27 protein-coding genes are annotated in these 26,615 nt (G+C 66.0%); 19 read left to right on the top strand and 8 right to left on the bottom strand.

The genetic code is table 11. The annotated features are described in order from the left end of the window. Window positions 1-120 precede the first annotated feature (120 nt). From A5681_RS22915 to A5681_RS22890, 6 genes are all read left to right on the top strand, one after another. Window positions 121-945 carry an SDR family NAD(P)-dependent oxidoreductase gene (locus A5681_RS22915; protein ID WP_067280936.1) on the top strand — a complete coding sequence of 275 codons (825 nt, stop codon included), beginning with the start codon at window positions 121-123 and terminating at the stop codon, window positions 943-945. A gap of 58 nt (window positions 946-1,003) precedes the next feature. Then, window positions 1,004-1,630 carry a TetR/AcrR family transcriptional regulator gene (locus A5681_RS22910; protein ID WP_067280932.1) on the top strand — a complete coding sequence of 209 codons (627 nt, stop codon included), beginning with the start codon at window positions 1,004-1,006 and terminating at the stop codon, window positions 1,628-1,630. Between the two features lie 13 nt (window positions 1,631-1,643). Further along, entirely contained in the window at window positions 1,644-2,321 is a 678-nt protein-coding gene (locus A5681_RS22905; protein WP_067280930.1) for a hypothetical protein, read from the top strand. Between the two features lie 2 nt (window positions 2,322-2,323). Next, window positions 2,324-4,228 carry a YhgE/Pip domain-containing protein gene (locus A5681_RS22900; protein WP_067280925.1) on the top strand — a complete coding sequence of 635 codons (1,905 nt, stop codon included), beginning with the start codon at window positions 2,324-2,326 and terminating at the stop codon, window positions 4,226-4,228. Window positions 4,229-4,296: 68 nt separating this feature from the next. Further along, a complete protein-coding gene (locus A5681_RS22895; RefSeq protein ID WP_082968503.1) occupies window positions 4,297-4,737 on the top strand; it encodes a VOC family protein in 441 nt (146 codons plus the stop codon). Next, window positions 4,734-5,486, top strand: coding sequence for an SDR family NAD(P)-dependent oxidoreductase (locus A5681_RS22890; RefSeq protein ID WP_067280918.1), 753 nt, complete (start codon window positions 4,734-4,736; stop codon window positions 5,484-5,486). Before A5681_RS22895 ends, A5681_RS22890 begins: the two co-directional genes overlap by 4 nt. A gap of 310 nt (window positions 5,487-5,796) precedes the next feature. Here A5681_RS22890 and A5681_RS22885 read toward each other — a convergent pair whose 3' ends face one another. Beyond that, window positions 5,797-6,954 (bottom strand): Zn-dependent alcohol dehydrogenase, encoded by a 1,158-nt coding sequence (locus A5681_RS22885; protein WP_067280915.1) that lies wholly within the window; start codon window positions 6,952-6,954, stop codon window positions 5,797-5,799. Beyond that, window positions 6,951-8,177, bottom strand: coding sequence for a cytochrome P450 (locus A5681_RS22880; protein WP_067280910.1), 1,227 nt, complete (start codon window positions 8,175-8,177; stop codon window positions 6,951-6,953). Before A5681_RS22880 ends, A5681_RS22885 begins: the two co-directional genes overlap by 4 nt. A 150-nt stretch (window positions 8,178-8,327) precedes the next feature. Here A5681_RS22880 and A5681_RS22875 point away from each other — a divergent pair, with 150 nt between their 5' ends. The 6 genes from A5681_RS22875 (at window position 8,328) to A5681_RS22850 (ending at window position 14,456) form a co-directional block, all read left to right on the top strand. Beyond that, a complete protein-coding gene (locus tag A5681_RS22875) occupies window positions 8,328-8,687 on the top strand; it encodes a Rieske (2Fe-2S) protein (protein ID WP_082968511.1) in 360 nt (119 codons plus the stop codon). 5 nt (window positions 8,688-8,692) lie between these two features. Continuing rightward, window positions 8,693-9,730: an amidohydrolase family protein gene (locus tag A5681_RS22870; RefSeq protein WP_067281323.1), complete on the top strand. Its 1,038-nt coding sequence runs from the start codon at window positions 8,693-8,695 to the stop codon at window positions 9,728-9,730. Continuing rightward, window positions 9,727-10,875, top strand: coding sequence for an amidohydrolase family protein (locus A5681_RS22865; RefSeq protein WP_067280908.1), 1,149 nt, complete (start codon window positions 9,727-9,729; stop codon window positions 10,873-10,875). Before A5681_RS22870 ends, A5681_RS22865 begins: the two co-directional genes overlap by 4 nt. 139 nt (window positions 10,876-11,014) lie before the next feature. Further along, window positions 11,015-11,986, top strand: a complete 972-nt coding sequence (locus A5681_RS22860) for an alpha/beta hydrolase (protein WP_067280906.1) — start codon at window positions 11,015-11,017, stop codon at window positions 11,984-11,986. 89 nt (window positions 11,987-12,075) lie between these two features. After that, on the top strand, window positions 12,076-13,218 hold the full coding sequence (locus tag A5681_RS22855) for an acyl-CoA dehydrogenase family protein (RefSeq protein ID WP_067280903.1): 1,143 nt from the start codon (window positions 12,076-12,078) through the stop codon (window positions 13,216-13,218). Next, window positions 13,215-14,456, top strand: a complete 1,242-nt coding sequence (locus A5681_RS22850; RefSeq protein ID WP_067280901.1) for an acyl-CoA dehydrogenase family protein — start codon at window positions 13,215-13,217, stop codon at window positions 14,454-14,456. The genes A5681_RS22855 and A5681_RS22850 overlap by 4 nt, the downstream gene beginning before the upstream one ends. On the opposite strand, the gene A5681_RS22845 is transcribed toward A5681_RS22850, so the two are convergent. Further along, window positions 14,453-16,420: a SpoIIE family protein phosphatase gene (locus A5681_RS22845; RefSeq protein ID WP_067280899.1), complete on the bottom strand. Its 1,968-nt coding sequence runs from the start codon at window positions 16,418-16,420 to the stop codon at window positions 14,453-14,455. The two genes, A5681_RS22850 and A5681_RS22845, sit on opposite strands and share 4 nt — an antisense overlap. 219 nt (window positions 16,421-16,639) lie before the next feature. Between A5681_RS22845 and A5681_RS22840 the strand changes: the two genes are divergently transcribed. The 3 genes from A5681_RS22840 to A5681_RS22830 are packed head-to-tail and all read left to right on the top strand — an operon-like array spanning window position 16,640 to window position 18,948. Further along, a complete protein-coding gene (locus A5681_RS22840; protein ID WP_067280897.1) occupies window positions 16,640-17,140 on the top strand; it encodes an oxidoreductase in 501 nt (166 codons plus the stop codon). Window positions 17,141-17,153: 13 nt separating this feature from the next. Then, complete coding sequence (locus A5681_RS22835; protein WP_067280893.1) at window positions 17,154-18,647, top strand: molybdopterin-dependent oxidoreductase; 1,494 nt, start codon at window positions 17,154-17,156, stop codon at window positions 18,645-18,647. A gap of 1 nt (window position 18,648) precedes the next feature. After that, entirely contained in the window at window positions 18,649-18,948 is a 300-nt protein-coding gene (locus A5681_RS22830) for a hypothetical protein (protein ID WP_067280889.1), read from the top strand. Here A5681_RS22830 and A5681_RS22825 read toward each other — a convergent pair. Next, entirely contained in the window at window positions 18,911-19,288 is a 378-nt protein-coding gene (locus A5681_RS22825) for a hypothetical protein (protein ID WP_082968502.1), read from the bottom strand. The genes A5681_RS22830 and A5681_RS22825 overlap by 38 nt on opposite strands. Window positions 19,289-19,508: 220 nt before the next feature. Between A5681_RS22825 and A5681_RS22820 the strand changes: the two genes are divergently transcribed. Continuing rightward, a complete protein-coding gene (locus tag A5681_RS22820) occupies window positions 19,509-20,003 on the top strand; it encodes a DUF421 domain-containing protein (RefSeq protein ID WP_067280886.1) in 495 nt (164 codons plus the stop codon). Between the two features lie 4 nt (window positions 20,004-20,007). Here A5681_RS22820 and A5681_RS22815 read toward each other — a convergent pair whose 3' ends face one another. The 4 genes from A5681_RS22815 to A5681_RS22800 form a co-directional block, all read right to left on the bottom strand. Next, window positions 20,008-21,213, bottom strand: a complete 1,206-nt coding sequence (locus A5681_RS22815; protein ID WP_067280883.1) for an amidohydrolase family protein — start codon at window positions 21,211-21,213, stop codon at window positions 20,008-20,010. A gap of 179 nt (window positions 21,214-21,392) precedes the next feature. Beyond that, window positions 21,393-22,424 carry a hotdog fold thioesterase gene (locus tag A5681_RS22810; protein WP_067280879.1) on the bottom strand — a complete coding sequence of 344 codons (1,032 nt, stop codon included), beginning with the start codon at window positions 22,422-22,424 and terminating at the stop codon, window positions 21,393-21,395. A gap of 75 nt (window positions 22,425-22,499) precedes the next feature. Further along, window positions 22,500-22,853, bottom strand: coding sequence for a hypothetical protein (locus A5681_RS22805; RefSeq protein ID WP_067280876.1), 354 nt, complete (start codon window positions 22,851-22,853; stop codon window positions 22,500-22,502). A 70-nt stretch (window positions 22,854-22,923) separates the two neighbouring features. Further along, a complete protein-coding gene (locus A5681_RS22800; RefSeq protein ID WP_082968501.1) occupies window positions 22,924-24,366 on the bottom strand; it encodes an aldehyde dehydrogenase in 1,443 nt (480 codons plus the stop codon). A 166-nt stretch (window positions 24,367-24,532) separates the two neighbouring features. On the opposite strand from A5681_RS22800, the gene A5681_RS22795 reads away from it, so the two are divergent. The 3 genes from A5681_RS22795 to A5681_RS22785 form a co-directional block, all read left to right on the top strand. After that, window positions 24,533-25,801 (top strand): aromatic ring-hydroxylating oxygenase subunit alpha, encoded by a 1,269-nt coding sequence (locus A5681_RS22795; RefSeq protein WP_067280873.1) that lies wholly within the window; start codon window positions 24,533-24,535, stop codon window positions 25,799-25,801. Beyond that, window positions 25,798-26,136 (top strand): hypothetical protein, encoded by a 339-nt coding sequence (locus A5681_RS22790; RefSeq protein ID WP_197498695.1) that lies wholly within the window; start codon window positions 25,798-25,800, stop codon window positions 26,134-26,136. The genes A5681_RS22795 and A5681_RS22790 overlap by 4 nt, the downstream gene beginning before the upstream one ends. Next, window positions 26,133-26,615 (top strand): amidohydrolase family protein (locus A5681_RS22785; protein ID WP_419866347.1); only part of this gene is annotated, 483 nt, incomplete at its 3' end. The genes A5681_RS22790 and A5681_RS22785, both read left to right, overlap by 4 nt.

The following is a 26,615-nucleotide window of genomic DNA, read 5'->3' as shown; positions in this document are numbered from 1 at the left end:
GGCGCCAGCCCGCTACTGAAGTATCAGCACCGACGTTCGGTGGGCCACCTGGGGCTGCGTTGAGTCGTTGAGCGGCTCGCTTACCGCGTGATCGCTACACTCCGCCGTGGAGGTCTCGCAATGACGCGCAGGACGGTTGTCATCACGGGTGCCAGCGACGGCATCGGTGCGGCTGCGGCTCGTCGCCTCAGCCGCAGCGGCGACCAGATCGTCGTGGTCGGCCGCTCCCAAACCAAGACGGCCGCGGTGGCCGCCGAATTGAACGCGGACTACTTCGTCGTCGATTACGCCGACCTGTCCCAGGTGCGGGCCCTGGCGGACAAGATGCGTGCGCAATATCCGCGCATCGACGTCTTGCTCAACAATGCGGGCAGGATGGCCAGCAAGATCGAGCTGACGCCCGACGGCTACGAACGCACCTATCAGGTCAACTACCTGGCGCCGTTCCTGTTGACCACCCGATTGCTGGATGTGCTGCTGGAGTCGCGCGCCACGATCATCAACACAACCAGCTCGTCGCACAAGCTGATCTTCCGTGCCACCGTCGACGACCTGGAGAACACCGCCAGCCGCCGGCCGGCTGCGGCCTACGCGTTATCCAAGCTCGCAATCGTGTTGTTCACCAAGGAATTACACCGGCACTACCATGCCGGCGGCCTCTCCGTCGCGGCCGTGCATCCCGGCAATGTCAACTCCAACATCGGCATTGCCTCGGGTTCGCGATTTCTGGTGTTCATGCAGCGGTACACCCCGGCGGTGCTGTTCATCTCGACCCCGGACCAGGGCGCCGACCAATTGGTGCGGCTCGCGTCCAGCGCGCCCGGTGCCGACTGGACACCCGGCGAGTACTACGCGAGACACAAGATCGCCAAAGCCAGCCGCCTGGCGGACGATCAGCGATTGGCCGCCGAACTGTGGGAGCGCACCGCGGCCAGGTTCGGCTGACGACGCCCCGGGCGGGTGATATTCGATACTCGTTAGTATCTAACCGATACTGAAGGGTATGCTGCTGCACATGTCCCCTGTCAAGCCGCGCCGAACGCGCCCCACTCGCGACGAGGTTCGCGACCGGATCCTGGATGCGGCGTCGAAGGTGTTCGCGGCCGAGGGTTTCGCCGGCGCCACCATCGACGCGATCGGTCAGGCTGCGGGCTTCACCAAGGGCGCGGTCTACTCGAACTTCGAGTCGAAGGACGAACTGTTCCTGGCGCTGCTCGACCGCGAGTTCGAGCAGCGCGGCGAGCAGATCGCGATAGCGCTGGACCGCAGCGACGGTGACACCGCCGCGGCCGCGCGCGAGGTGAGCCGGTCGGTCCTCGACTCGGTCCGCGACCATTCCGACTACTACGTGCTGCTCGTCGAGTACTGGCTGCGCGCCCAGCGCGATCCGCAGCTTCGGGAACGCCTGATCGAGCGCCGCCGCGCCGCGGCCGACCAGGCGCTGCACATCGTCGAATCGACCGACACGGTGCCGGGCGACCGGCGGCTGACCGATATCGCCCAGCTGGTCGTCACCCTCAACCTGGGCGTCGCGATGGAAGAGGTGCTACGCCCGGGAACCATCAACCCCGATTTGCTCGCGCAACTAGTCACCGCACTGCTGGACTCGATTCCCGTTTCCGGCGAGTAGGGAAAGCCACACCATGGACACCAAAGACGAACCGGACGACATCGCACCGGTGATCACCGCCGCCGGACTGGGGGTCGACGGTGAGCACGGGCCGCTGTTCTCGGGGGTCGATCTGGCCCTGACGCCCGGGTTTCATGCCATTCAGATGCCCGGGGGTCCGGGTCAGACAACGCTGCTGCTGACGCTCGCGGGACGATTCAAACCGAGCCACGGCACGCTGACCGTCCTCGGCGAGACAACCGCGCGCGCGATCCGCCGGCACTGCTCGATCGCGGCCTTCGAAGACATCGACGACCTCGAGGAATCGGTGACCGTCGGAACCGTGTTCGCCGAGCAACTACGGTGGCTGGCGCCGTGGTATTCATCGGTACCGGCGCAATCGGGTTCGGCCGAGCTGTCGGAGGTATTCGGCGAAATACCCCCGCCGTCCCGCGACACCTACATCGTCGAGTTGTCGGACCTGGAACTGTTTTTGCTGCGAATCACGTTGGCGCTGCTGTCGAAGCGTCCAATCTTGGTGGTCGGCGACCTCGAACAGGTTCGTGACAACTCCCGGCGGGCACTCGCGGCCGACAGGCTCGGTGTGATCGCCAAGCGGCGCACCGTGGTCGTCGGGGTGACCAACCCGCTCGGTACGGACGCGCCGGACCACGAACTACACGATCACCGCATCCTGACCGGAGAGGACTGAAGATGCTGGCTGGACTCGCCTTCGGCTCGGAGATCAAGCGCTTCGGCCGCAGCCGCCTGACACGCGTGGCCATCGTCGTGCTGATGCTGCTGCCCCTGGTGTACGGGGCGTTGTACCTCTGGGCGTTCTGGGATCCCTTCGGCCACACCAACAAGATGCCGGTGGCGCTGGTCAACTCCGACCGTGGCGCCGTCGTGTCCGGGCAGCAATTCAATGCCGGCGCGGAGATCGCCAAGAGCCTCACCGCGGACGGCGGGTTGGACTGGCACGTCGTGGACTTGGCTGAAGCGCGCAACGGAGTCGACCACGGCAAGTACTACTTCATGGTCGAGTTGCCGCCCGACTTCAGCGCGGCAATCGCATCACCGGTGACCGGACAACCCAAGAAGGCCAACCTGATCGCCGTCTACAACGACGCCAACAACTACATCTCGACGAGCATCGGTCGCACCGCCATCGGCCAGGTCCTCAACGCCGTGTCCAGCCGGATCTCGGGGCAAGCCGTCAATCAGGTGCTGTCGATCGTGGTTTCGTCGGGATCGGGTATCAAGCAGGCCGCCGACGGGGCCGCTCAACTCGACGACGGTGCCGGACAGCTGGTGACCGGTCTGGACACCGCCCGGTCCGGCTCGGCAACACTTGCCGCCGGCGCCAAGCAACTGTCAGACGGAATCGACCGCGCCACCGACCCGCTGCTCGCCGTGGCCAAGGCGGTGTCGCAAATCGGCGGCAGCACGCAACAACTCCAACAGGGCGCAACGGCGCTTCAGCAGGCCAATGACCAGATCGGCGCAATCGCCTCGGCGCAGGATGCCGCCGCAAACTCCCTTTCATCGGTGATCGATCAGCTCTCCGCGCGACAGGATCCGCTGGCGAACAACCTGCGCGGCATCCAGGATCAGCTCCGGGGTCACCAGTTCACGCCCCAGATCCGTCAGCAGCTCACCGATGCGCAGAATGCGGCGATCGCCTTGACATCGGGGTTGCGTAACCCGGGTAGTCCACTTGGGTCGGCGCTCGACCAGGTCGGCAGCAAGGGGCAAGACCTGACGAACAAGCTCACCCAGCTGCGCGACGGAGCACAGCAGGTTGCCACCGGCAACGCCGAATTGGCCGGCGGCATCGCCAAACTCGACGACGGGGCACGACAACTCAAGACGGGATCGGCCGAGCTGGCGACCAAACTCGCCGACGGAGCCAGGCAGGTGCCGAACTGGACCACCCAGCAAAAGGATGCGGTCGCCGACACCATCGGTGGTCCGGTGCAACTCGAGGCCTCGCATGAGAACGCCGCGCCCAACTTCGGCACCGGGATGGCGCCGTTCTTCCTCACGCTCGCCTTGTTCTTCGGTGCCTTGGTGCTGTGGATGGTGTTGCGGCCCTTGCAGAGTCGCGCGATCGCCGCGGAAGTCCTGGCGATTCGCGTGGTGCTCGCGAGCTACCTGCCTGCCGCCGCGATCGCGGTCTTCCAAGCGATCATTCTCTACTGCGTGGTCCGGTTCGCCCTCGGTGTGCACGCCGTGCATCCGGCCGCGATGCTGGGGTTCATGATGCTGATCTCCGGCGCCTTCGTGGCCGCGACGCAGGCGATCAACGCGCTGGTCGGTCCGGCGGTGGGTCGGGTGCTGATCATGGCCCTGCTCATGTTGCAGCTGGTCAGCGCGGGCGGAATGTATCCCGTGGAAACCACGTCACGGCCTTTCCAGGTCCTGCACCGCTTCGACCCGATGACCTACGGCGTCAACGGGCTCCGCCAGCTCATACTCGGCGGCATCGACGCCCGACTATGGCAGGCGATCATCGTGCTGGTCGGGATAACGGCTGCCGCACTGGCGATCTCCTGTCTGTGCGCGCGAAGAGACCGGGTCTGGAATCTCAGCAGGCTCATCCCTGCGATCAAGATGTAGTCAGACGTTCCGCGTCGACGATCGACGTTGCATGATGGTGGGCAAGCTCCGCGATCGAGAGGAAGCCCATGTTAGGTGTGCACCATTCGGCAATTTGCACCTCCGATGTCGAACGGTCGCTTCGATTCTGGTGCGACGGCCTGGGACTGAGCCAGTTGATGGATTACGACTTCGTCGGCGATTGGCGAGAACTGTTCGGCGCCGGGAGTGATCGGCTGCGATCGGTATTTCTCGGCGATCCGCAGACATCGGGCAGCGGGTTTGTCGAACTGGTGGAGTTGGCCGGTGCCCTTGAGGCACTGCCGGACTCGACCGCGTTACGGCACGGGTTCATGTTGCTCTCACTGCAGCGTGAAGTCGACGAGACGCTCGCCGCTTTGGCCGCATTGGGTTTCACCGACGGCGTGCGGCGCATCGACGTCGTGGCCCCGGACGGAAGGACCGTCGCGATGGCGGTGATCGAAGCGCCGGACGGCGTACTTGTCGAGCTGATCGGGCGCGCGAAATGAGCACCGCCCTGGTGACCGGCGGGGCGTCCGGAATCGGATCCGAAGTGGCTGCTCGGTTACGCGCCGCGGGCCACGACGTCGTGGTGTGGGATCTCGCCGATGCCGACATCGCTTGCGATGTCAGCGATTCGGATGCGGTGACGGCGGCGATGGACCAAACCGTGCGCGAGCACGGCGTGCCGACGCGGGTGGTGACGTGCGCGGGAATCGGTGCGTCGGGCTTGCTCACCGAGCAGTCGCCCGCCGACTGGCGACGAGTGCTGGAAGTCAACCTCACCGGTACCTGGCTGACGCTTCGGGCGGCCGCCCGAGTCATGATCGACGGGGGAGGGGGCGGTTCTCTGGTCGCGGTCTCCAGCATCAGCGGGACGATCGCCGATCGCGATATGGGCGCGTACTGCGTGTCGAAAGCTGGGGTGGACATGCTGGTGAAGGTCGCAGCAGTGGAGTGGGGTGCCCACGGCATCCGGGTCAACGCGGTGGGGCCCGGCGTCACCCGAACCCCGATGCTGCCCAACCCCGAACAACTGCCCGGCTGGGTCGAGGGCATGTCCGAACGCACGGCCCTGGGCGGGCTGGGAGCTGCCACGGACGTGGCCGGGGCCATCGTCGGTGTGCTCGAATTGCCTTGGGTGACCGGTCAGGTCGTGCACGCCGACGGTGGTCTGGGCCTGCACAGCCCGATCGACGCCTACGGCCAAGTGCAGCGATTGCGCAGGCTCAGCCGGCCCGACCCAGCATCAGCGTGACCTGGCGCAGCAGCGCGGTCCGAAATTTGTCCGCCGTCGGGAAAGGCCCCCGAGTCGCGGCCCTCGGTAACCGCTTTGACGAACGGCGCGCGGTAGCGCGCCCACTATGGCAACGACTGCACGCTAGTGGCATCTACCGGCCCGGCGACTCGTTCATCGAGCCCAGTGGTCCCGCCCATGTGCACGATGGCCGCAATCACGGAACGACTCCGGTAGTGCTCGAGTTGCTGTTGATCGATCCGGTGGGCACGTCACCCGCGGAGGCGAATGACCCGCCGCGAGCTTGCAAATGACCTCGACCGGTGGTGATTCACTCGATCCCGTAATCGATGATGCCCCTGACGATCTTTCCGTTCCGGAGATCGTCGTAGGCGTCGTTGATTTCGTCGAGGCGATAGCGCCGGGTGATCATCTCGTCGAGCTGGAGCTGCCCGGTCTGGTAGAGCCGGGCCAGCCGGAAGACGTCGGCCCTCGGGTTGCAGGAGCCGAACACGGTGCCGGCCAGCGTCTTGTTCATCAGGATGAAGTCCTGCAGATCGATCTTGACTGACGCGGTCAACTGCGAGGTCATCCCCGTGAGCACACAGGTTCCGCCCTTGCGGGTGAGCTTCACCGCGTCGCGTACATCCCCCGGTGTGATCAGCGACGGCGAAACCACGACCGCATCGGCCATCACGCCATAGGTCAACTCACGCACCAGGTCCAGCGCCTCTTCCGCCGTCGCGGCGGTGTGGGTTGCACCGAACTGCAGAGCCGACTTCTGCTTGAAATCAACGGGATCCACCGCGACGATCTGCGCGGCGCCGCCGACCCGGGCGCCCTGGACCGCGCCGGTGCCGATGCCGCCAACCCCGATCACGACCACGGTATCGCCCACCCGCATGTTGGAGCGGTTGGCGACCGAGCCGAAACCGGTCGGGATCGCACAGGACAACAGGGCGCTGGGCGCAAGCGGCAGATGTGGCTCGATCTTCACCAGCGAATTCGTTGACACGACAGTGTGTTTGGCGAACGCACCCACTTTGGCGATGTGACCCAACGGCTTGCCCTCGGCGGTGTGGTGGCGGAAGGTGCCGTCGGTCGGCATGCCGGGCGTCATGACGCTGGCCCCCATGTCGCAGATGTACTCCATACCGCTGGCGCACCAGCGGCACTGCCCACACACCGCGACGAACGACATCACGACGTGATCGCCGGGCTCGAATTCGGTGACACCGTCGCCGACTTCCCGCACGATGCCCGAGCCCTCGTGACCGCCGATGGTCGGGAACATGGTCGGCAGCCCGAGCTTCCGCAGCGTCTCGTTCGGCGCCGCCATGTCGCCCTTGAGGATGTGGTCGTCGGAATGGCACAGGCCGGCGGCGGCCATCTCGACCAGAACTTCCCCCGCCCGAGGCGCGTCGAGCTCGAATTCCTCGACGGACCACGGGCCGCCGACGTCGTGCAGGATCGCCGCGCGGCTTCTCATGCGACCGGGGAGAAGGTGACCGGAAGCTTGTTGGGGGAGCGGAAGGTGAGCCCGACGATCTTGGACTCCTCGCCGGTCCCGTCATCGGCCACGAAGGCCAGATCCTTGACGCGGTCGAACAGGCTGTTCAGCATGACCTGCGTCTCGAGGCGGGCCAGATGCATGCCGAGGCACATGTGGATACCGCCGGCGAATGCGATGTGTGCCTGGCGCGGCCGGCGGATGTCGAAGGTATTCGGATCGGTCCAACGGCTTTCGTCGCGGTTGGCCGAGCCTATGCACATGTCGATCTGCGCGTCGGCCGGGATAGTCTTGCCGCCGATTTCGACCTCTTCTGTCGTGGTGCGCATGACCATGGTCAGCGGGGTTTCATAGCGCAGGCCCTCCTCGATGGCCATCGGGATCAGCGACCGGTCCCGGTAGACGAGCGCCAACTGCTCCGGATGGGTCAGCAGCAGGTAGAGCAGGTTGCCCGAGGAACGGTAGGTGGTCTCCAGCCCGGCGGGCAGCAGGAGGCGCAGGAACGCGATGATGGCCTCGTCGGACAGCTTCTCGCCGTCGATCTCGGCGGCCACCAGGTCGCCGATGATGTCATCGGTGCGCTTGCGCCGCCGCTGCTCGACCTGATCGAGGAAGTAGCCGTGCAACTCCGCTGCGGCGTTGAGCCCGGCAACGATGTCGGTCGGGATGGAAATCAGGTCGAGGGACAACCGTCGGAAAAGGTCGAGATCCTCGGGGGGCAGGCCGAGGAGCGTGGAGATGATCCGGGTTGGGAACTCGAACGTCACCGCCTTGACGAGGTCCGCCTGTCCGTCGTTCTTGATTTCGTCGACCAGTTGATCGCACACCGGTCCGATGACCGACGGCTCCCAGCGTTCCAGCGCCGTGGCGCGGAAGGCCTTGGCAACCAGGTTGCGGTGATCGTGGTGTTCCTTACCGCCCATCGCCAGGATGGTGTGGCCCATCACCAAGCCGATCGTCTCGTCGTACTTGTGAGAGCTGAAGATCCGGTCGTCGCGGAACGCCTGGAACAGGGGGTCATAACCGAACAGCACCCACTCGTCTTTCGGCCGCAGCTCTTCCGGCATCTGCGAGTGGTCCGCCAGGGCGCCGTGCCAGACCGGGTCCGTGCGCCGCATGTACTCGAAGAACGGGTAGGGGCTGGTTTCGCCGGTGAAGTCGAGTGTGACGGGCTGGTTGGCGGGGTCGGTGCTGAGCGTCATCAGCGCTCCTCCTGAGCAGCCGGTAAGCGGATTGGTTCGCTGGGAATATCGCTATCATAGTATAAATAGCAAGTAAGCCCAACGGGCTTGTCGTGGTTACCGTAACGGGCACAGTATTGATGCTGCGTGGCGTCGAAGGCGGTGATGGAAATGCCAGAGCGGCGATTCGTAGGCGCGCTGGACGAGCTGCCGCCCGGCGAGATGAAGTTGGTCGACGTCGGCAAATTCGGTGTCGGCGTGTACAACGTGCGCGGCCAGCTTTACGCGATCGTCAACTACTGCTCCCACGAGGGCGCCCCGCTGTGCCTGGGCCTGATCGGTGGCACCAACGAGTTCGCCCCAGACGAACCCGGCGGGCTGCGCCGCGTCCGCGACGGTCAAATCGTCCGATGCCCTTGGCACAATTGGGAATTCGACATCACGACCGGGCAAAACCTCGCCGACCCCTCGCGCCGCGTCCGCACCTACCCGGTCGACGTCACGGATGGGGAGGTGTTCTTGACCGCATGAATCACATGATCATTGACGCCAATGTGCAACCGCATTTCCGCTACAACGCGGAGATACGGCGCTATCTACCGCCCGCCCACCAGTTGCGGTCGATTCCTGACGTCGAACAGCAGTGGTACCAAGCGCCCGGCGGCGACTACCGGCAAGACCTGTACGGGGAGCACTATCCGGGATCGGATCCGGAGACGGTCAGCCGGCACCTGTTCACCCGCGGTGTCGAGTACGCCATCCTCAACCCGTTGACCCGCGGCAACATCGCCGACTACCTGCTCAACAGCCGTATCTGCGCGGCGGTCAACGATTGGTTGCTCGACCGCTGGCTCGAGCCCGACTCGGCCGATCGGTTCCGGGGCACCATCCGCGTCAACCCGGAAGACCCCAAGGGGGCCGTCGCCGAGATCGAGCGGCTGGCCGACCACCCCAAGCTGGTGCAGATCGGCGTCCCGATGCAGTCACGGGAACCCTACGGCAAGCCGATGTTCGAGCCGATCTGGGAGGCCGCCGCCGCCCATGGACTGCCGGTGGCGGTACACATCAACGGCGGCAACGGCGTCGACTATCCGCCCACCTTCGCCGGCCACGCCCACACCTATCCGGGATATGCCGCATTCATGCCGCTGAACTACTTCGTGCACCTGGCCACGCTCATCGTCGAGGGCATGTTCGGCAGGCACCCCGGCCTCAAGTTCGTCTTCGCCGACGGCGGTTACGACATCCTCACGCCATTGATCTGGCGCCTCGACACCTTCTGGGTTTCGATGCGGGATCAGACCCCCTGGGTGGACCGCTACCCGAGCGAATACCTACCCGACCACGTCCGGTTCTGCTCCTCGGCGTTCGACGGGCCGACCGACGCCGCCGACGCGCAGCGCTGGATGGAGTTCACCGGCAAGTCCGACCTGCTGATGTACGGGTCGGCGTACCCGCATTGGTCCACGTCGCCACCCGAGGGCATTGCCGAGGGCCTCGATGCCGCGCAACGCGACAAGGTGCTGTGGCGGAACGCCAGCGAGCTCTACGGATTGAAGGAGCGTGTCCGATGACGACGATCGAACGGGTCGACTCCGCAACGAGTCAAGAGGACGAAATAGCGGTCACCATCGTCGACACCGACGTGCACCCGCTGCCGGTCTCGACCGAGGTGCTCAAGTCGTACGCGGCGGCCGAATGGGTGGACAAGATCTGGCCGACCGGCAACGCGGTCACCCCGGTGCCGCATTTCTACGACACACCCGACTCGTACAAGACGATGTCGCTGCGCCTCGACGCCGCCCCGCCCAACGGTGGTGTCGCGGGCAGCGACCCCGAATTCGCCGCCAAACAGTTGCTGCTCGATGCCGGCGTCAGCATCGCGACGCTGGAGCCGATGTGCGACGCCCAACTGCCGCAAGCCGAACACGCGCTGAAATCCGCCTACAACGACTGGCTCGCCGATGTCTGGCTGGACAAGAACAACCGGCACGGCCGCTGGCGCGGATCGATCAGCGTCAGCGCGCAGACACCCGAGCACGCGGCGCGCGAGGTCGAACGCTGGGCGGGACATCCGTACATGGCCCAGGTGCTGATGACGCCTCAGACACGCGGGATCCCCTTCGGCAACCCGCATTTCGACCCGCTCTACGAAGCCGCGGCCCGCAACGGGTTCCCGGTTGCCACGCACCTGATGGGGCAGACGCCGTTCGAGCTCATCCCGCTGTATCCGGTTGGCAATCCGGCACATTGGCACGACTTCTTCGCTTCCTGGCCCCTGCTCTACGTCTCGCACCTGATGAGCCTGGTGTTCGACGGCGCGTTCGACCGTCACCCCGACCTGCGGGTGGTGTTCGTCGAAGGCGGCTTCACGTGGGCGATGCCGGTCATGTCGCGGATGGACCGCATCTGGGAGGCCCGCCGCGGCGACCTGCCGCACGTGCGCCGCCGCCCGTCGGAGTATGTGCGCGAACATGTTCGGTTCACCACCCAGCCGCTGGAAGACACCGACACCGTGCAGTTCCGGGAGTACCTGGAGATGATGGACCTGGGCGACAACCTGATGTTCTCGACGGACTACCCGCACTGGAGCTACGACGCGCCGTCCTACGCGATCAACCGGTTCCCGGCCGACCAGCGCGAGCGGATCATGCGCGGCAACGCGACCGCGCTGTATGGGCTACCGGCAACGGTCAAGGCGCTTCCCGGAGAACGCTGAGTCGGGGCCGACGGCCCGAGCTCCGGCGACACGCACCTCGTCTTTCACCGAGTCACAGGTCTACCTTGAAGAGGGTTTCCGGCACGTCCCGCGCCGGGACCGGACGAGCCCGCCCGACGAGCCCGGAAGCTGAGAGGGTATGACACAAACGAATCTGACGCGCCCGCAGGGCCTTACCCGAATCGACCCGGTGCTCCGGGAGGCCGCCACCGCACTGGGCGTCGTCGAGTTCCGCGCCGAGACGCTGCCCGCCGAACGCGAACACGCCAGCCGGCTCGCCGCCGAGCGTGCCGCGGCGGTCGACACCGCCGATGTGGCCATCGAGAGCCGCACCATCACCGGCCCGGGCGGTCACCAGCTGAATCTTCGTCTTTACCGGGGTCCCAACATCGATCGGGCCGAGGCGGGCTCGCCCCTTGTCCTGTATGCCCATGGTGGAGCCTTCGTGACCGGAAACCTGGACACCGATCACGCGCAGTGCGTGGAGCTGGCCAGGGAAGGCGGTTGCCTGCTGATATCGGTCGACTATCGGCTCGCGCCGGAGCATCCGTGCCCGGCGGCGTTGGACGACGTCGAGGCCGGCTTCTACTACGCCATCCGCAATTGCGCCGAGCTGAACGTGGACGTCAACCGCATCGCGGTGATGGGACGCGACGCGGGCGCGGCGCTGGTCGCGGGCCTGAGTCAGCGCATGTTCGATGACGAAGGCCCGCAAATCCTGGTGCAGATCCTGCACCAGCCGATGCTCGACTCCGACGCCACCCAGTCGCGGCGCGAGTTCCAGCGCACTCCGGGTCTCAACGGGCCGGCGGTGAGCCGGGCATGGGGTCATTACCTCGGGCACGCGAGCGCCAACGGTCAGCACGTGCCCGCGCACCGGGCCAACCTAGAGGGCCTACCGCCGACCTTCATCAGCTGCGCGGAGATCGATCCGTGCCGCGACGAGGCCATCGACTACGCGAACAGGCTGTTGCATGCCTACGTGCACACCGAATTGCACGTGATCGCAGCGGCATTCAACGGCTTCGACTCGTTGGTACCCGATTGGGTTGTTTCCCAGGAGAACCGCGCACTGCACGCGCGCTCGCTGCGCCGTGTGTTCGCCATGTAGCGGGGCGCTATCGAGGGCACTCCGGTAGCTCTTACCGTAGCGCTCGTTGCTAGGATCGAGATGCCGGCGATTCCTCCACGAGAGGCAGCATGACGACACTCGACTCTCCCGAAAAGACGCTGTTCACCTCGACAGCCCAAGCCTTCCTGGAAAAGGAAGCGCCCCTGCGCCGCGTGCGGGAACTGCACGCCGCGGGGGAGTCCTTCGATCCGGCGTGGTGGCGGCGCGCCGCGGAGCTCGGCTGGACGAGCCTGCTGGTGCCCGAGGAGTTGGGCGGCGGCAGCGTTTCGGGCAGCGGCCTGGCGGATCTGGCGGTGGTCGCCGAACAGCTCGGCAAAACCGTGGCGCCGGGGCCCTTGTATCCCGTGAGCGTCGTGCTGGCCGCCCTCGTCGAGTGCGCGGACCGCCAGCAGCACATCGCCACCATCGAGGCGTTGATGTCCGGCGAAACCGTGGCGTCGTGGGCGGTTTCGGAGCCCGGTCGCGGGTGGGCTCCGCTGGACCCGTCGGTGACGGCCACCCCCACCGATTCCGGCTACCGGATCGACGGCACCAAGGACCGGGTCGAGGCGGGCGCGCAGAGCGCGGTGCTGCTGGTGGTGGCTCGTTGTGGTGACGAGGTCCGCCAGTTTCTGGTCCCGACGGATGCGCCGGGTGTCACGATCGTCCCGCAGCAGTCGGTTGACATGGTCAAGCAATACGCCCGGGTGCGGTTCGACGGCGTCGTGGTGGAGGGATCCGCGGCGGTCGGCACCGCCGCCGAGACGGCCGCGCTCGTCGACCGGCAGGGCCAGATCGCTCAGGTCCTGCAGTGCGCCGAGGTGGTCGGCATCCTGCAGACGGTGTTCGACCTGACCGTGCAGTGGGCGCTGGATCGGCACACCTTCGGGCGACCGCTGGCGTCCTACCAGGCCCTCAAGCACAAGTTCGCCGACATGAAGCTGTGGCTGGAAGCCTGCCGCGCCACCACGGCCGCGGCGGTCGCCGATGTCGCGGCCAATTCACCCGGAGCGGGGCTGTCGGCCAGCATCGCCAAGTCCTACGTGGGTGAGATGGCCGGTCAGATCGTCCAGGCTTGCGTGCAGATGCACGGCGGCATCGGCGTCACCTGGGAGCACGACCTGCACCTGTATCTGCGCCGGGTCACGTTGTACCGCTCCATGTTCGGGACACCAGAGGAACACAACCTGCGGGTGTACGAACACGAGAAGGCGGGTCGTTCGAACCCATGACGACCGAATCCGTTGCCGACTTCGCGGCCCGGGCCAGGGCATGGCTGGCGGACAACATGCCTCCCATCGATCCCGATTCGCCCCCACCCGCCCCGCGCGACGAAGAACAATCCTGGCTTCGGGCCCGCGAACTCCAAAAGCGGTTGTACAAAGGAGGATTCGCCGGGATCTGCTTCCCCCGCGAGTACGGTGGCCTCGGTCTCGACTACGAGTACCAGAAGGCCTTCGACGCGGAATCCCTCACCTACGAGATGCCGCTGATTCTCAACACCCCCACGTTCACGATCTGCTGTGCCACACTGCTCGACACCGGCAGCGAGGAGCAAAAGAAGCGCCACATTGCCGCGGCGTTGCGCGGTGACGAGGTACTGGTGCAGTTGTTGTCCGAGCCCAGCGGCGGATCCGACCTGGCCGGGGTCATCACCCGAGCCGAGCGTCAGGGCGACCGTTGGATCCTCAACGGGGCCAAGACGTGGAGCACCAGCGCGTTCGCCGCCGACTACGGGTTGTGTCTGGCCCGCACCAACTGGGACGTGCCCAAGCACGAGGGCCTGACCATGTTCCTGGTGCCCATCGCCCACCCGGGGATCACGCTGCGGCGCATCACGATGCTGAGCGGTTCCACCGAGTTCTGTGAGGAATTCCTCGACGGTGTGGACGTCGGCGACGACGCCGTCGTCGGGGAGGTTGACGGGGGCTGGGCGGTGGCGTCGCGGCAGCTGTACCACGAGCGCCGGGCGGTGGGGCAGGGCTCGGAGTTCGCCAGTGGCAGCGGCAGCGAGGGCGGCAACGCGATTCCCGTTGACTTCGTGGGCCTTATCGAGAAGACGGGTCAGGCCGGTGACGAACGCGTGGAAGAGCTGGCCGGCCGCGCGCTCGTACAGCGTGCGGTGGCCGAGCAGTTGATCGGGCACGTGTACCGCAGCGTCCGGGACGGCACGCTGCCGCCGGCCGCCGGCACGCTCATCAGACTGTTCCACGCCGAGACCGTGTTCGTGAATGTCGACACCGCCATGGCGATCGCCGGTAGCGCGGGCGTGGTTGGGGAACCCGGCGAAGGCCTGGAGACGGGGCTGCGCTACCTGTCCCGCCAGACCGTGGCGATGGGCGGTGGCACCACGGAGATGGCCCGCAACGTCATCGGCGAGCGGGTGCTGGGATTCCCGCGGGAATTCGCGGCCGACCGCGGTGTGCCGTTCAAGCAGGTGCGGCACGGGCAGCGGTCCGACCGCCCCTAGCCCTCCGCGACGAGGTTCTCGGCGAGCCCACCGGCGACGGGTAGCTGCACCAGCGACAAGACATGGTGCGCCGGGCTTCCCGGCGGGGCGACCAGAACATATTCGCTGCCCTGTCGTTGCGCCCGCTCCCGGGCCGCGGCGAGCGCGCTGACACCGGCCGACCCGAGCTGGGTCACGGCGCTGAGGTCGATCGTCAACGGTGCTACGCCGGAACGGCTTTCGACCGCGATCTGGCGATCCAGGGTCGATGCGGTGGTGGAGTCGACGTCGCCGCTTACCACGATGCGGCCGGGTTCGGTTACCACGGAGGTGAATTCGGAGTCGATCGACCGCGGCTGATCTCCCCGGCTGACGAGCGTGTCGGTGACGAAGTTGGCCGCCCGCGACAGGCGGTGCGTCAGGCTGGCGGTGGTACCGCCGGGCCCGTGGCTGACGTGCGCGTGGGACACCAAAGCCTCGGCCATGGCAAGGCCGCGGCCGCGGCCCTGCTCGCCTTCCCGGTGATCCTTCCACTGCCCGTGGTCGACGACCGACGCGTACAGCTTGCCGTCTCCGGCCAGCGACGCTTCCACGACGACGCCGTCGGGAACCTCTGTGGCGTAACCGTGTTCGACCGCATTCTCGACGAATTCCGAAATCGCGTGCACGATGTCGGAGATGTCCTCGGCGGCGGCGCCGGCGTCGGTGAGCCACTGCCGCAGCCGCGAGCGCACCGTGCGCGCCGCGTGGATCGTGGCGTCCAGCGTCATCTGAAGCGGCGGCGGGGGAGTGCGGCGTTGCGCCGCGAGCAGCGTGATGTCGTCGTTGTAGCCCGTTGACCGCAGCAGCAATTCCAAAGTCTCCGAACAAATCCGGTCGATGGGCCGCGCCGAGGACTCGATGACGAACCCGCCCTGACCGCCGGCGATGTTTGCGGCCAAGTCGGCGAATTCGGCGGTGCTCGCCATCAGCGGCCGGCCGGGCCGTTCGATCAGGCCGTCGGTGTAGAGCATGACCGCATCGCCGATGTCGAGGAACTCGGTGCGCACCGGGAAACCCGTACCGCTGCCCAGGGGCCCCCCGCCGGACGGCTCGAGGTAGCGCGCGTCGGCCTCCGCCTTGACCAGCAATGGCGGCGGGTGGCCGGCGGTGCAGTACTGGAATTCGCCGGTGCCGAAGTCGAGCGATCCCGCGCACACCGTGGCCGATCTCGATCCGGGCACATGCTCGTGAAAGCGGTCGACGGCCGCCAGCGCCTCGGCGACCGGATAACCCGCGAGGATCTGCATCCGCAGCGCGGTGCGCAATTGCGACATGACCGCGGCCGCCTCGACGCCATGGCCGACGACGTCGCCGACTACCAATACCAGTCGATCCCCGAGGGGGATCGCATCGAACCAGTCGCCACCGGCCGCGGTGTCCTGCGCGGCGACCAGATACTCCGCGGCGACGTCGGCGCCGGGGACGACGGGCACCGACGGTGCGAGCAGCGCCTGCTGCATGACGGTGGCCGAGTCGCGGACGTTGCGGTAGCGCTCGGACAATTCCTGCATGCGGGATTCGGCGGCCAGCCGGGCCCGCACGCGGTCGGTCACATCGACGAAGGCGAGCTGCACGCCTTCGATCGAGCCGTCGTCGCCGCGCCGAGCCGTGACGATGAAGTCGAAAAAGTGTTCTTGCGCCGTGCCGGAGCCCTCAAAGTCGGCCTGCACCCGCCATTCGGTTCCCGATTGGGGTTCGCCGGTCTGATAGACCCGGTCGAACATTTGCAGGATCTGCTGACTCTCCAGCTCGGGATAGACCTCCCGCACCAGGAGGCCGATGCTGTCGACCGGAGGACTGAGCGTGCGGTAGGCGGCGTTGACCGCGACGAATCGGTGGTCGGGTCCCTCGAGGCCGACCAACAACGCGGGCACATTCTCGAAGATGCGGCGCACGTCGTCGGCCGCACCCACGGTCTTGTCCCAGTCTTTCTGGGGCGCCATCGGCCGTCCCTCCTACGGACCCTTTCTCGGACCGAGTCCCGCAAGCTGGCCATAAAGCGCTAAGCACTCGCCAGGCACAGACATTAAGAGTAGCAATGGCGGTCCCGTGGTCGGTGCAACGGTTTTCTAGCGTGGCGTGCGGGCGTTCCCCATCCAGGTACAGGTCAAAGAATTAAACCAGGCCTGTTTGTATTTACTCAGTGGGGGTATCACGCGGCCATGGTCAATGTCGTCCTAGGGCGGTTGATCTCGCTCTGGCGAAGCATCTGGTCCGCACCGGTGCTCAACTTCAACGGTTGGGTCGCCTTCAACCTGCCGCGAACGGTGACCGCGCTGGGTGGCGGGCTGTTGGTGGGTCTGGTGGCCGTGCACGCCTATGTCTTCGCCACACTTTCGCCGGCACCCTGGTACTTCGCCGTCTACGCGGCCCTGCTGGTGATCGGTTGCCTGTCCGCGGCGACGGCGATGGTCGTCGGCTTCAAACCGCGTGTCCCAGAGGCGGGCTGGTACATCGGGAGTTTGCTCTGCCTGGCCTTTCTCGCCGTCTACCTGATCAGCCGATGGGTCACCCTGCCGGGGCTGGACGCGGTGACGGGCCGATTCGATTACACCCCGGGCACATTCGCTCTTGCATTCGCCGCGGCCTACCTCGCGGTGCACGCGACCGTGCTGTCGGGAGTCAATGTGGCCTACCCGCAACGGCAACAGTGGTACGACTGAGGAGAGCTCAGGCATGACGACGCTCGACTATCCGGTGTGGCTGCGAGTCGACCATTGGCTCAACGTCCTGTTCGTCACGCTGATCATTCGCAGCGGCATCGAGATCCTCAGCACGCATCCGAAGTTGTATTGGCACGACGACAGCAAACCGGGCAGCGAATGGGCGCGCTTCACCCGCAAAGTGATGCCGCGCCACCGGCTGTACGACACCCTCGACGAAGAAGAGTCCTACAGCTCGTTGGTCGCGTTGCCCGGTCACAAGAAATTGGGTATGGGGCGCCACTGGCATTTCTTTTCGGTGATCGGCTGGATCCTGCTCGGACTGTCCTACTACGTCCTGCTTTTCGCGACGGGTCAATGGCACCGGTACTGGCCCTATTCATGGTCGATTTTTCCCGAAGCCGTCAACGACATCGTCACCTACATGTCGTTCAACCTGCCGCCGCTGCTTCCCGGCGAGCCGTTGGACGCCATCCAGAAGCTGACCTATGCCGGCGTCGTATTCATCCTCGCGCCCTTCCAGATCCTGACCGGGGCGGCGCAGTCGCCGGCGATCGAGGCGCGCTTCCCGTGGTACGTGCGGATGTGGGGCGGCCGGCAGTGGGCCCGGAGCCTGCATTTCCTGGGATTGGTTGCCTTCGTGGTGTTCATCGTGATTCACCTGTCGATGATCTTCTTCTGGGGCTGGGGTCAACTGACGGCGTCGATGATCTTCGGCTCCGTCCGCAACATCAACTGGGCGACGGCGCTGTCGCTGACGATCATCGGCGCTATCATCGCCGTCCACGTCGCGGCCACCCGATGGAGCCTTCGCCATCCCACTCAAGTGCATCGCATCCTCGGCGCCGTGGTCACCCGGGTCCGGCTGCTCCTGCTGCGCCCCCTGAACTCGCGGCAGGACTACCCGGTACGCAAGTTGACCAAAGATCACCGAGTCAACGGAAAGCCGCCTGCCAGCACCGAATACAAGGTGATGGCGGTCCACAACTTCGTCGACTGGCGGCTACCGGTCGGCGGACTCGTGGAGAACCCGGTGACCTTGGACCTGGCCGCGCTGCGGACGCTCGCCGAGCGGCAAACGCAGCGGACGATGCACAACTGTGTGCAGGGCTGGACCAGCATTGGTGAGTGGAGCGGAATTTCGCTGGCTCAGCTGGCGGATCTCGTAAAGCCGTTGCCGCAAGCCAAGTACATCTGTTTTCTCAGCATGCAGGACACCGGACGTGACGAACCCGCGGCGGAGACTCCGGGGGGCCAGTTCTACGAAGTGATGGACCTCGAACTCGCCTACAAGCCGCAGACGCTGCTGGCATACGAGATGAACGGCCGGCCGTTGCCCATCAAACATGGCGCCCCACTGCGGTTGCGGGTGGAGACACAGGTCGGTTTCAAGATGGTCAAATGGATCAACGGGATCGAGTTCGTCGACGACTATTCGGGCATCGGTCACGGCCTGGGCGGCTGGCGTGAGGACCACGTGCACTACGACAAGGACGTGGAGATTTGACATGACCGACCACGACCCGACCGTGCGGCCGGAGCTCATCGAGCTGAATTCCGCTGCGCGCCATCGCGTGCTGGAAAGTGTCGCCGCCAAAGGGGGCCACTGCGAGCGGTGCGGCGGCACCGACTTCGACGTCGGCCACGCCCTATACCTCGGATTTTTGTTCCTCAACGAGGACGGCGACGCCTACATGGTGGCGCTGACATGTCGCAATCCGGATTGTTCCAAGCCGCGCACCGGGATTGTATTGCCGGAGAAGGAGTTTCTCAGCTACGGCGCTTCGCGGGACGCGACCGCATCCTGAGACGACGCCGCCCCTTGGCCGTCGCGGCCCTATCGTCCGATAGCACCGGGCGCGGCAGTCCCAACCGCTCCGCCAGATCGGAAACCCTGCGCAGCTCCGCGCACAGCGATTCGAACCGGTGCCGGTCCGCGTCGTCGAGCAGGCCGAGCGAACTGTAGTGGAGCAGTCGGGGCAGTCGCCCCGCCAGTGCCGCGCCCCAGCGGACGCTGAGGTCGTAGACGTCGTCGTCGTCGACCGGATCCTTCCGCCCCAGCGCTTCGAGTGCCTGGATCTGGTCGGCAAGGAGTTCGACGTCGGCGTCAATCGTGACCGGCGCCCGGTCCTGCGATGCCACGCTCATCTGTCCTCCCATCGTTCCCGCCGCCGAACGGCCATCAACAGCGTGTCGTATACCCGGCGCCAGTCGTTTACACGCGACATCCGCGGGTACTGCCGGTCGCGGGGCGGTCCGTCGACCGCGTCAACGCAAGGAGCATCGCCATGGGTGACCCCGAGGGAATCGCCGCGCGGTGGCCCGCTGCGGCGGCGCCTGGTAAACCCGGTGCGAATGGGCGCCGGCGATGAGTGACCTACTGCTGCAGTTTTACAACGGATGGCGGCCGGCGGCCTACGCGGCACTCAAGGCGCTCGCGTTGTTCGTCACCGCCGCAGCCGCTTTCCGGCTGATGCTGCGGCGCACCATCGCCGAATTCACGCCGTTCGACTGGGTCACCGCGGTCGGGGTCGGCGCCATCGTCGGACGCACCGCGACGGCCGCCGACACCTCATGGCTCACCGGGGTCGCCGCCTTGCTCACCCTGATCGGCGCCCACGACCTGGTTGCGCGGCTGCGCTTCAAGCCGTGGGTGCGCCGCCTTGTCGACCCACCGGTACGGGTGTTGATCAGCGACGGCGAGGTGGACGAGAGAAACCTCAAGCGGTGCAGGCTAACTCGGGGAGATCTGGACGCGATACTGCGCCAACACGGTCACCGAAGTCCCGAACACGTCCGCCTCGCCTTATTCGAGACCAAAGGTGTGGTCTCCGTCATCGCCGACGGTGATCCCGCCGAGTGACCGATCAGGCCGACACCGGCTTCTTCGCCGGCGCGGACACTTTCATCAGTTTCATCAGGTTGCCGCCCATGATCTTGGCGATGTCCGCCTCGTCGAAATCGGTCAGCTCGTCGACGAAGGAGATGGGGTCCTTCAGGCCTTCGGGGTGCGGCCAGTCGGAGCCGAACAACACCCGGTCGGTGCCGACCATCTTGACGATCTCGGTGAACCGGTCCTCCCAGAACGGGGTGATGTAGACGCAGCGCTTGAACGCCTCGATGGGGTCCTCGCTGAACGACTGCGGCATCTTCTTGTAGACGCCCTTGAGCCCCTTGAACAGGTCGGGCACCCAGTCGGCGCCGTTCTCGATCGACAGGATCCGCAGCTCGGGGTTGCGGGACAGCGCGCCGTGGCACACCAGTGCACCCATCGCGTCCAGGATCGGCCGGTGGCCCATCGCGAAGCTGCGGAACGGGGTCGGCTTGAACGGCAGGAACTCGTCGCCCGGCTCCCACACGTTCGCGAATTCCGAATAGCCGCTGTCCGAAGCGTGCATCGAGACGGGGATCTCGGCCTTGATGCACGCCTGCCAGAACGGGTCGAACTCCTCGAGCCCGAAGGAGCGGCTGCCCTTGTAGCCGGGGACCGGCGCCGGGCGCACGAGCACGGTGCGCGCGCCGCGTTCCAGCACCCATTCGAGTTCTTCGAGCGCGCGCTCAACGATCGGCAGCGTGATCACCGGGGTGGCGAAGATGCGGTCCTGATAGTTGAACGACCACTGCTCGTACATCCATTGGTTCAGCGCGTGGATGACGTCGTGGGTCATCTCCGGGTCGTCCTTCATGCGCTCCTCGACCAGGCTGGCCAGCGTCGGGAACATCAGGGCGTAATCGATGCCCAGCTCGTCCATCACCTCCAGCCGCGCCCCCGGTTCGCGGAAGGCGGGGATGGCCTTCATCGGCTCGCCCAGGATCTCGCGGTAGCTCTTGCCCTGCGCGCCGTTGCGGAAGTAGTCCTCCTGGGCGCCCGGCCGCGCCACCACCTCGAACGTCGGGTTGGGGATGTACTCGCTGATGTGGCCGCGCACCACGATCTTGGTGCGGCCACGCACCTGCACGTAGTCGATGACGCGCTTGCGGTTCTCCGGCAGGAACTTGGTCAGCGCTTCCTGTGGCTCGTACATGTGGTTGTCCGCGTCGAACACGGGGAAGGAAAGTTCGCGAGACGGCATGGCGATCTCCTCGGGAGAAATCTCGGGTTCTCAGTAGGTGGTAATGACGTTACCACTTTGGCTTGGGCGCGTGTAGCGCCTCGGCGGGTCGGCCGCCGCGCGCCCGCCCGCCCCGGGCGTCACGCTGGCGTGACGTTCGACGCTGAGTGCCACGCCGGCGTGACGCTCGTCATCGCCGGCTAGGCGTTCGGCCAGCTCGGAAGCGCGGGCGTCTTTCCGTTGATGACGGCGAAATTCACGGTCGCCGTCGCAACGAGCTCGTCGTCGGCGTCGCCGTAGATGTCCACCTGCATGACCATCGCCCGCCGCCCGGACCGCAGCATCCGGGGCACCGCATACGCGTAGCCCTGCCGGATCGGCCGCAGATAACGAATGAAGAGGTCCGCCGTCGTCATCGTGGTGTCCGGCTGCAGGTAACCCAGGCCGAACTGGCCGCCCGCCACGTCGACGAGCGTCGCGATCAGGCCGCCCTGCAGCGCGCCGGAAGTGTTGACGACGGCCGGGCTGACCGGCATCGTCATCGCGAATTCACCGTTGCGGATCCCCGGCCGCATGCCGATCTGGGCGAACAGCTCGGCCAGGGAAGGCGAGCTCGATTCTTCGTCACTGTCCCGGATGCCCAGGGCGCGACTGCAGAAGTCGTACAGGTGCCCGACATCGACCGGGCCGCCGTTCAATTCCGTTCCCAGGCAATGCAATCGCTGCGCACCCATCACGGTCTGCATGACGATGGCGGCCGCCGCGCCGACGTCGAGCCCCGGGTTGAAGACCCCCTCGGTGATGCCCTGGCCCACGATGTCGTGGATCAGGCGGTGCAAGGGCGAGAGCACCCGGGCGTAGTCGCGGGGACGGGTCTCGGCCAGGTGCTGGTTGTAGAGCGTCAATGCTCGATTGAGGCTGTCTTGCGTGCTCGATTCGGGTTGCTGGCTGATCCGATCGATCACCAGCTTCAGCGCAGCGGTGCTGTCCAGCCCGTCTGTCTCGGCGCGCCAGGTCTGAACCGATTGGGCGATGGTCCGGTCGAACAGCGCCAGCAGCAACTCGTCCTTGCTGCTGAAATGCTGGTAGAAGGCACGCAGCGAGGTCTTGGACCGGGCGACGACCTCCTGCACGGTGAAGTCGGTGCGCCCGGTTTCGCCCAAGATCTCGACGGCCGTCTTGATGAAGCGGTCGCCGCGGGTCACTTCGACGTCGTCGGCAGGGTCGGCCATGAGCGCTTCGTCCCCTTCCTCGGCGCGGTGCGCGCTATGAGAATGAGGTTACCGCGCCTCCTGGCCGATGCGGGTTCACGCCCTGGGGCAGAAAATTCCGAGGATCTGCTGGCAATTGTCCTTATTGATCAGGGCCGGCGGCGGTGGCGGCTTCGGCGGCGGGTTGTCCCCGTCCCAGATCATGCTCGAGACGTTGCCCATCCCGGGCCACAGGTAGTAGTAGGTATGGCACACGTTCATGTCCCAGCCGCGAAACGGGTCGGTGACATGGTTGCCGGTCGCCGGCAGGGGTTGCCCCGGGCACCATTGGTGCGCAGGGCCCCAATCCGGATTGTCGGCCTGGGCGGGCCCCGCGGCGAGCCCGGTAGCGGTGACCGCCAGGCCACCCGACAGGAGTGCGCCGGCAATGAGCTTCTTGATGGTCTTCAAGACGGGTTCCTTTCGCTGTGTGATGGGCGAAAGTCTTGCGGCCGCGCTCCGTTACCGATCCCAATTCCGGTCAGGACGAAATCGCGATGGATTTCGTTTCCAGATAGCTGTCGATGCCCTCAGGTCCCAGTTCGCGACCGTATCCGCTGCCTTTGACGCCGCCGAAGGGAGCGAAGGGGTCCATGGTGTAGCCCTGGTTTATCCCGAGGGTGCCGGTGCGCACCCGCGCGGCAATCGACAGAGCCCGGTCGGTGTCACCGGTCCACACCGATCCGGCCAGCCCGTAGTCGGAGTCGTTGGCGATGGCCACCGCATCGTCCTCGTCGCGGTAGGGGATGACGGTGATCACCGGGCCGAAGATCTCGTCGCGGGCGATGCGCATGGCGTTGTCGGCGGAGGCGAACAGGGTCGGCGCGACGTACCAGCCGCGGTCGAGTCCATCGGGCATCCGGGTCCCGCCGGTGACCAGCCGAGCGCCTTCGTCCCGGCCGATCCGGATGTAGTCGCGAACGCGCTCCTGTTGGCGGCGTGAGACGAGCGGACCCAGTTGGGTGCCGGGATCGGTGGGGTCGCCGACCCGCAGGGCGGTCATCTCGGCGGCGAGCGCGTCGACGTACTGATCCTGGCGTTGGCGGGGGACCAGGACGCGGGTCAAGGCATTGCAGATCTGCCCGCTGTTCGACAGGCTGGCCGATCGAACGCCGGCGGCGACCGCCTCGGGCGCCGCGTCGTCGAGGACGATGGCCGCCGACTTGCCGCCCAGCTCGAGGCTTACCTTGGTGAGGTTGGCCGCGCAGGCGGCCGCGACGGCCCGCCCCGCCGCCGTCGATCCCGTGAACGACACCTTGTCCACCCCGGGATGGGACACCAGGAGTTGACCGACGGTGCTGTCGCCGGGCAACACGCTGACCACGCCGGCGGGGAGATCGATTTGCTCCAGCATCTCGGCCAAAAGCACTGCGTCCAGCGGAGATTCGGGTGCGGGTTTGAGCACGACGGCGCAGCCGGCGAGCAACGCGGGCACCAGTTTGGTGGCGATGAGGAATTGCGGCATGTTCCACGGCACGATCGCGGCGACGACGCCAACGGGTTGTTTGTGGACTTGGACGTCGGCTCCGAAGAAGCCGCGGCGGGTCTCCTGCCAGCTGTGCCGCTCCGCGAGGTCGCAGAACGCGCGCATCATCATCGCGGGCAGGCCGACCTGTGCGCGTTGCGAAAAGCTGATGGGGGCGCCGATTTCCGCCGTGATGAGGTCGGCCATTTCCCCGCGCCGCTGGTCGTAGGCGTCGGCGAGTCGCCGGACCGCCTCGATCCGCTCGGCGGGCTCCGCTGCGCCCCAAGGCCCCTCGAGTGCGGCGCGGGCGGCGCTGACCGCCGCGTCGACGTCCGCCGGCCCCGCGGCGGTAACTTCGGCGATGGTTTCCTCGGTGTGCGGGGAGATGACGTGGAAGGCCTCCCCGTGTGCCAGCACGAAGCGGCCCGGCACGATCCGCGGCCCGAGGTCTTGACTCATCGATACTCCCCTTCGACAATATCAACTACTTGCGATTATGCGGTCGAGCATATACCGTCGGCCCGGACGGAGCCCTACGGATTCACTGAATCCGCCGCCTGCGCGCCCATTCGGAGTGAACCCGCCGTCGGTGGCCCGCGTGAGATCGGATCGAATAGGAGCAATCATGGCTCGATTCCCCAAGCCGCCGGAGGGCAGCTGGACGCAGCACTACCCCGAGCTGGGAACGGGACCGGTCTCATACGAGGACTCCATCAGCCCGGAGATCTACGAGCTGGAACGCAAGGCCATCTTCAAGCGCGCCTGGCTCAATGTCGGTCGCATCGAACAACTTTCACGTACTGGTGCCTACTTCACCAAAGAGCTGAAAGCCGTCAACACCTCGATCATTGTGGTGCGCACGAAATCGGGGGAGGTCAAGGCCTTTCACAACGTATGTCGTCACCGCGGAAACAAGCTGGTGTGGAACGACATGCCGCTCGAAGAGACCAGCGGGGTGTGCCGCCAGTTCACCTGCAAATACCACGCCTGGCGGTACGACCTGGACGGCAACCTGACCTTCGTGCAGCAGGAGGATGAATTCTTCGATCTCGACAAGAGTCGCTATGGGCTGGTTCCGGTCCACTGCGAGGTGTGGGAAGGTTTCGTCTTCGTCAACTTCGCCAAGGAGCCCGAACAGTCGTTACGCGAATTCCTCGGTCCGATGATCACCGCACTCGAGGGCTATCCGTTCGACAAGATGACCTCGCGCTGGCACTACCGCTCAGAGGTGAAGGCGAACTGGAAGCTCTACATGGACGCGTTCCAGGAGTTCTATCACGCGCCGGTGCTGCACGCGAACCAGTCACCCACCGCGTACTCAAAAGCGGCCGCCGAGGCCGGGTTTGAGGCCCCGCACTATCGATTGGAAGGCCCGCACCGGTTGGTCAGCACGTCGGGTGTGCGGGCGTGGGAGATGTCGGCGGAGATGCGCAAGCCGATCGAGGACATCTGCCAGAGTGGACTGTTCGGGCCCTGGGACAAGCCGGATCTCGGCGACATGCCCGCCGGGCTCAACCCGGCGAAGTGCGATCCGTGGGGGCTGGACTCCTTCCAGCTTTTCCCCAACTTCGTGATCCTGTTCTGGGGCCAGGGCTGGTATCTGACCTACCATTACTGGCCGACCTCGTATAACTCCCACATCTTCGAGGGCACGCTGTACTTTCCGCAGCCGCGCACCCCGCGTGAGCGCGTCGCCCAGGAACTCGCGGCCGTCTCCTTCAAGGAATACGGTCTGCAGGACGCCAACACGCTGGAGGCGACGCAGAGCATGATCGAGTCCCAGGTCCTCGACCGTTTCCTGCTCTGCGACCAGGAAATCCTGATCCGGCATCTGCACAAAGAGACGGCCGCGTGGATCGATCGGTATCGCCGCGAGGCTACGGCGGGGGTGTGACCGCGATGTCTCCCATGCTGCCAAGCGATTTCGCCGACCTGGAGCAATTCTCGGACTGGTGCCTGCCTTCCGAACCCGAACGTTACGCCAAGAGGCTGGCGAGCACCATGACGGAGATGAAGGCCTTCTACGACGCGATCACGCCACGGGCGGAAGAGGCCCTCACCTACTGCGACAAGTTCTCCCTCGACGACCTGCCCGACGACGTGCTGAACCTCATGCACCTGCTGTATTCGATGATCATGGTGTCGTTTCCGGTCGAGTGTTGGAAGCAACCACGGGTGCCCGACTCCGGCGCGTCCACTTTGGACTGCGTGTCCGAGCCCGTTCCATGACCACGGTCCTGCGGGCGGCGCGGTGGGCCGACGTCGTCGACGGCCAGGTTCGTTCGCCGGCGCTCGTGGTGGTCGAGGGTGAGCGCATCGTCGCCGTCAATCCCGAAGGCGGCGTGCCGGATTCGGCCACCGTCATCGACCTGGGCGACGTCACGCTGCTGCCGGGCCTGATGGACATGGAACTCAACCTGCTGATCGGCGGGCCCGGCGGACCCGAAGGTTTGCCATCACCGATGCACGGCGTCCAAGACGACCCGGCCTATCGCACCCTGCGTGGTGCGGTCAATGCCCGCACCACGCTGGAGGCGGGCTTCACCACCGTGCGGAACCTGGGCCTGATGGTCAAGACCGGTGGCTACCTGCTCGACGTTGCGCTGCAGCGCGCCATCGACCAGGGCTGGCACGTCGGCCCCCGCATCTATCCCGCCGGTCACGCCGTCACCCCCTACGGCGGGCACCTGGACCCGACGGTGTTCCAA

It is taken from the genome of Mycobacterium scrofulaceum (assembly GCF_001667885.1).
Lineage (GTDB): Bacteria > Actinomycetota > Actinomycetes > Mycobacteriales > Mycobacteriaceae > Mycobacterium > Mycobacterium scrofulaceum_C.
Note: the sequence above shows the minus strand (reverse complement) of the source record. Positions and strands in the feature narration are given on the sequence as shown.

What these genes read in the sequence shown, in the direction of transcription:
- A5681_RS22830 (WP_067280889.1), top strand. Translation starts at nt 18,649, where the DNA reads ATGACCGACCACGACCCGACCGTGCGGCCGGAGCTCATCGAGCTGAAT.
- A5681_RS22835 (WP_067280893.1), top strand. Translation starts at nt 17,154, where the DNA reads ATGACGACGCTCGACTATCCGGTGTGGCTGCGAGTCGACCATTGGCTC.
- A5681_RS22820 (WP_067280886.1), top strand. Translation starts at nt 19,509, where the DNA reads ATGAGTGACCTACTGCTGCAGTTTTACAACGGATGGCGGCCGGCGGCC.
- A5681_RS22845 (WP_067280899.1), bottom strand. Translation starts at nt 16,420, where the DNA reads ATGGCGCCCCAGAAAGACTGGGACAAGACCGTGGGTGCGGCCGACGAC.
- A5681_RS22905 (WP_067280930.1), top strand. Translation starts at nt 1,644, where the DNA reads ATGGACACCAAAGACGAACCGGACGACATCGCACCGGTGATCACCGCC.
- A5681_RS22880 (WP_067280910.1), bottom strand. Translation starts at nt 8,177, where the DNA reads ATGACGCTCAGCACCGACCCCGCCAACCAGCCCGTCACACTCGACTTC.
- A5681_RS22815 (WP_067280883.1), bottom strand. Translation starts at nt 21,213, where the DNA reads ATGCCGTCTCGCGAACTTTCCTTCCCCGTGTTCGACGCGGACAACCAC.
- A5681_RS22910 (WP_067280932.1), top strand. Translation starts at nt 1,004, where the DNA reads ATGCTGCTGCACATGTCCCCTGTCAAGCCGCGCCGAACGCGCCCCACT.
- A5681_RS22865 (WP_067280908.1), top strand. Translation starts at nt 9,727, where the DNA reads ATGACGACGATCGAACGGGTCGACTCCGCAACGAGTCAAGAGGACGAA.
- A5681_RS22875 (WP_082968511.1), top strand. Translation starts at nt 8,328, where the DNA reads ATGCCAGAGCGGCGATTCGTAGGCGCGCTGGACGAGCTGCCGCCCGGC.
- A5681_RS22860 (WP_067280906.1), top strand. Translation starts at nt 11,015, where the DNA reads ATGACACAAACGAATCTGACGCGCCCGCAGGGCCTTACCCGAATCGAC.
- A5681_RS22885 (WP_067280915.1), bottom strand. Translation starts at nt 6,954, where the DNA reads ATGAGAAGCCGCGCGGCGATCCTGCACGACGTCGGCGGCCCGTGGTCC.
- A5681_RS22915 (WP_067280936.1), top strand. Translation starts at nt 121, where the DNA reads ATGACGCGCAGGACGGTTGTCATCACGGGTGCCAGCGACGGCATCGGT.
- A5681_RS22840 (WP_067280897.1), top strand. Translation starts at nt 16,640, where the DNA reads ATGGTCAATGTCGTCCTAGGGCGGTTGATCTCGCTCTGGCGAAGCATC.
- A5681_RS22810 (WP_067280879.1), bottom strand. Translation starts at nt 22,424, where the DNA reads ATGGCCGACCCTGCCGACGACGTCGAAGTGACCCGCGGCGACCGCTTC.
- A5681_RS22850 (WP_067280901.1), top strand. Translation starts at nt 13,215, where the DNA reads ATGACGACCGAATCCGTTGCCGACTTCGCGGCCCGGGCCAGGGCATGG.
- A5681_RS22795 (WP_067280873.1), top strand. Translation starts at nt 24,533, where the DNA reads ATGGCTCGATTCCCCAAGCCGCCGGAGGGCAGCTGGACGCAGCACTAC.
- A5681_RS22890 (WP_067280918.1), top strand. Translation starts at nt 4,734, where the DNA reads ATGAGCACCGCCCTGGTGACCGGCGGGGCGTCCGGAATCGGATCCGAA.
- A5681_RS22900 (WP_067280925.1), top strand. Translation starts at nt 2,324, where the DNA reads ATGCTGGCTGGACTCGCCTTCGGCTCGGAGATCAAGCGCTTCGGCCGC.
- A5681_RS22825 (WP_082968502.1), bottom strand. Translation starts at nt 19,288, where the DNA reads ATGAGCGTGGCATCGCAGGACCGGGCGCCGGTCACGATTGACGCCGAC.
- A5681_RS22870 (WP_067281323.1), top strand. Translation starts at nt 8,693, where the DNA reads ATGATCATTGACGCCAATGTGCAACCGCATTTCCGCTACAACGCGGAG.
- A5681_RS22895 (WP_082968503.1), top strand. Translation starts at nt 4,297, where the DNA reads ATGTTAGGTGTGCACCATTCGGCAATTTGCACCTCCGATGTCGAACGG.
- A5681_RS22855 (WP_067280903.1), top strand. Translation starts at nt 12,076, where the DNA reads ATGACGACACTCGACTCTCCCGAAAAGACGCTGTTCACCTCGACAGCC.
- A5681_RS22800 (WP_082968501.1), bottom strand. Translation starts at nt 24,366, where the DNA reads ATGAGTCAAGACCTCGGGCCGCGGATCGTGCCGGGCCGCTTCGTGCTG.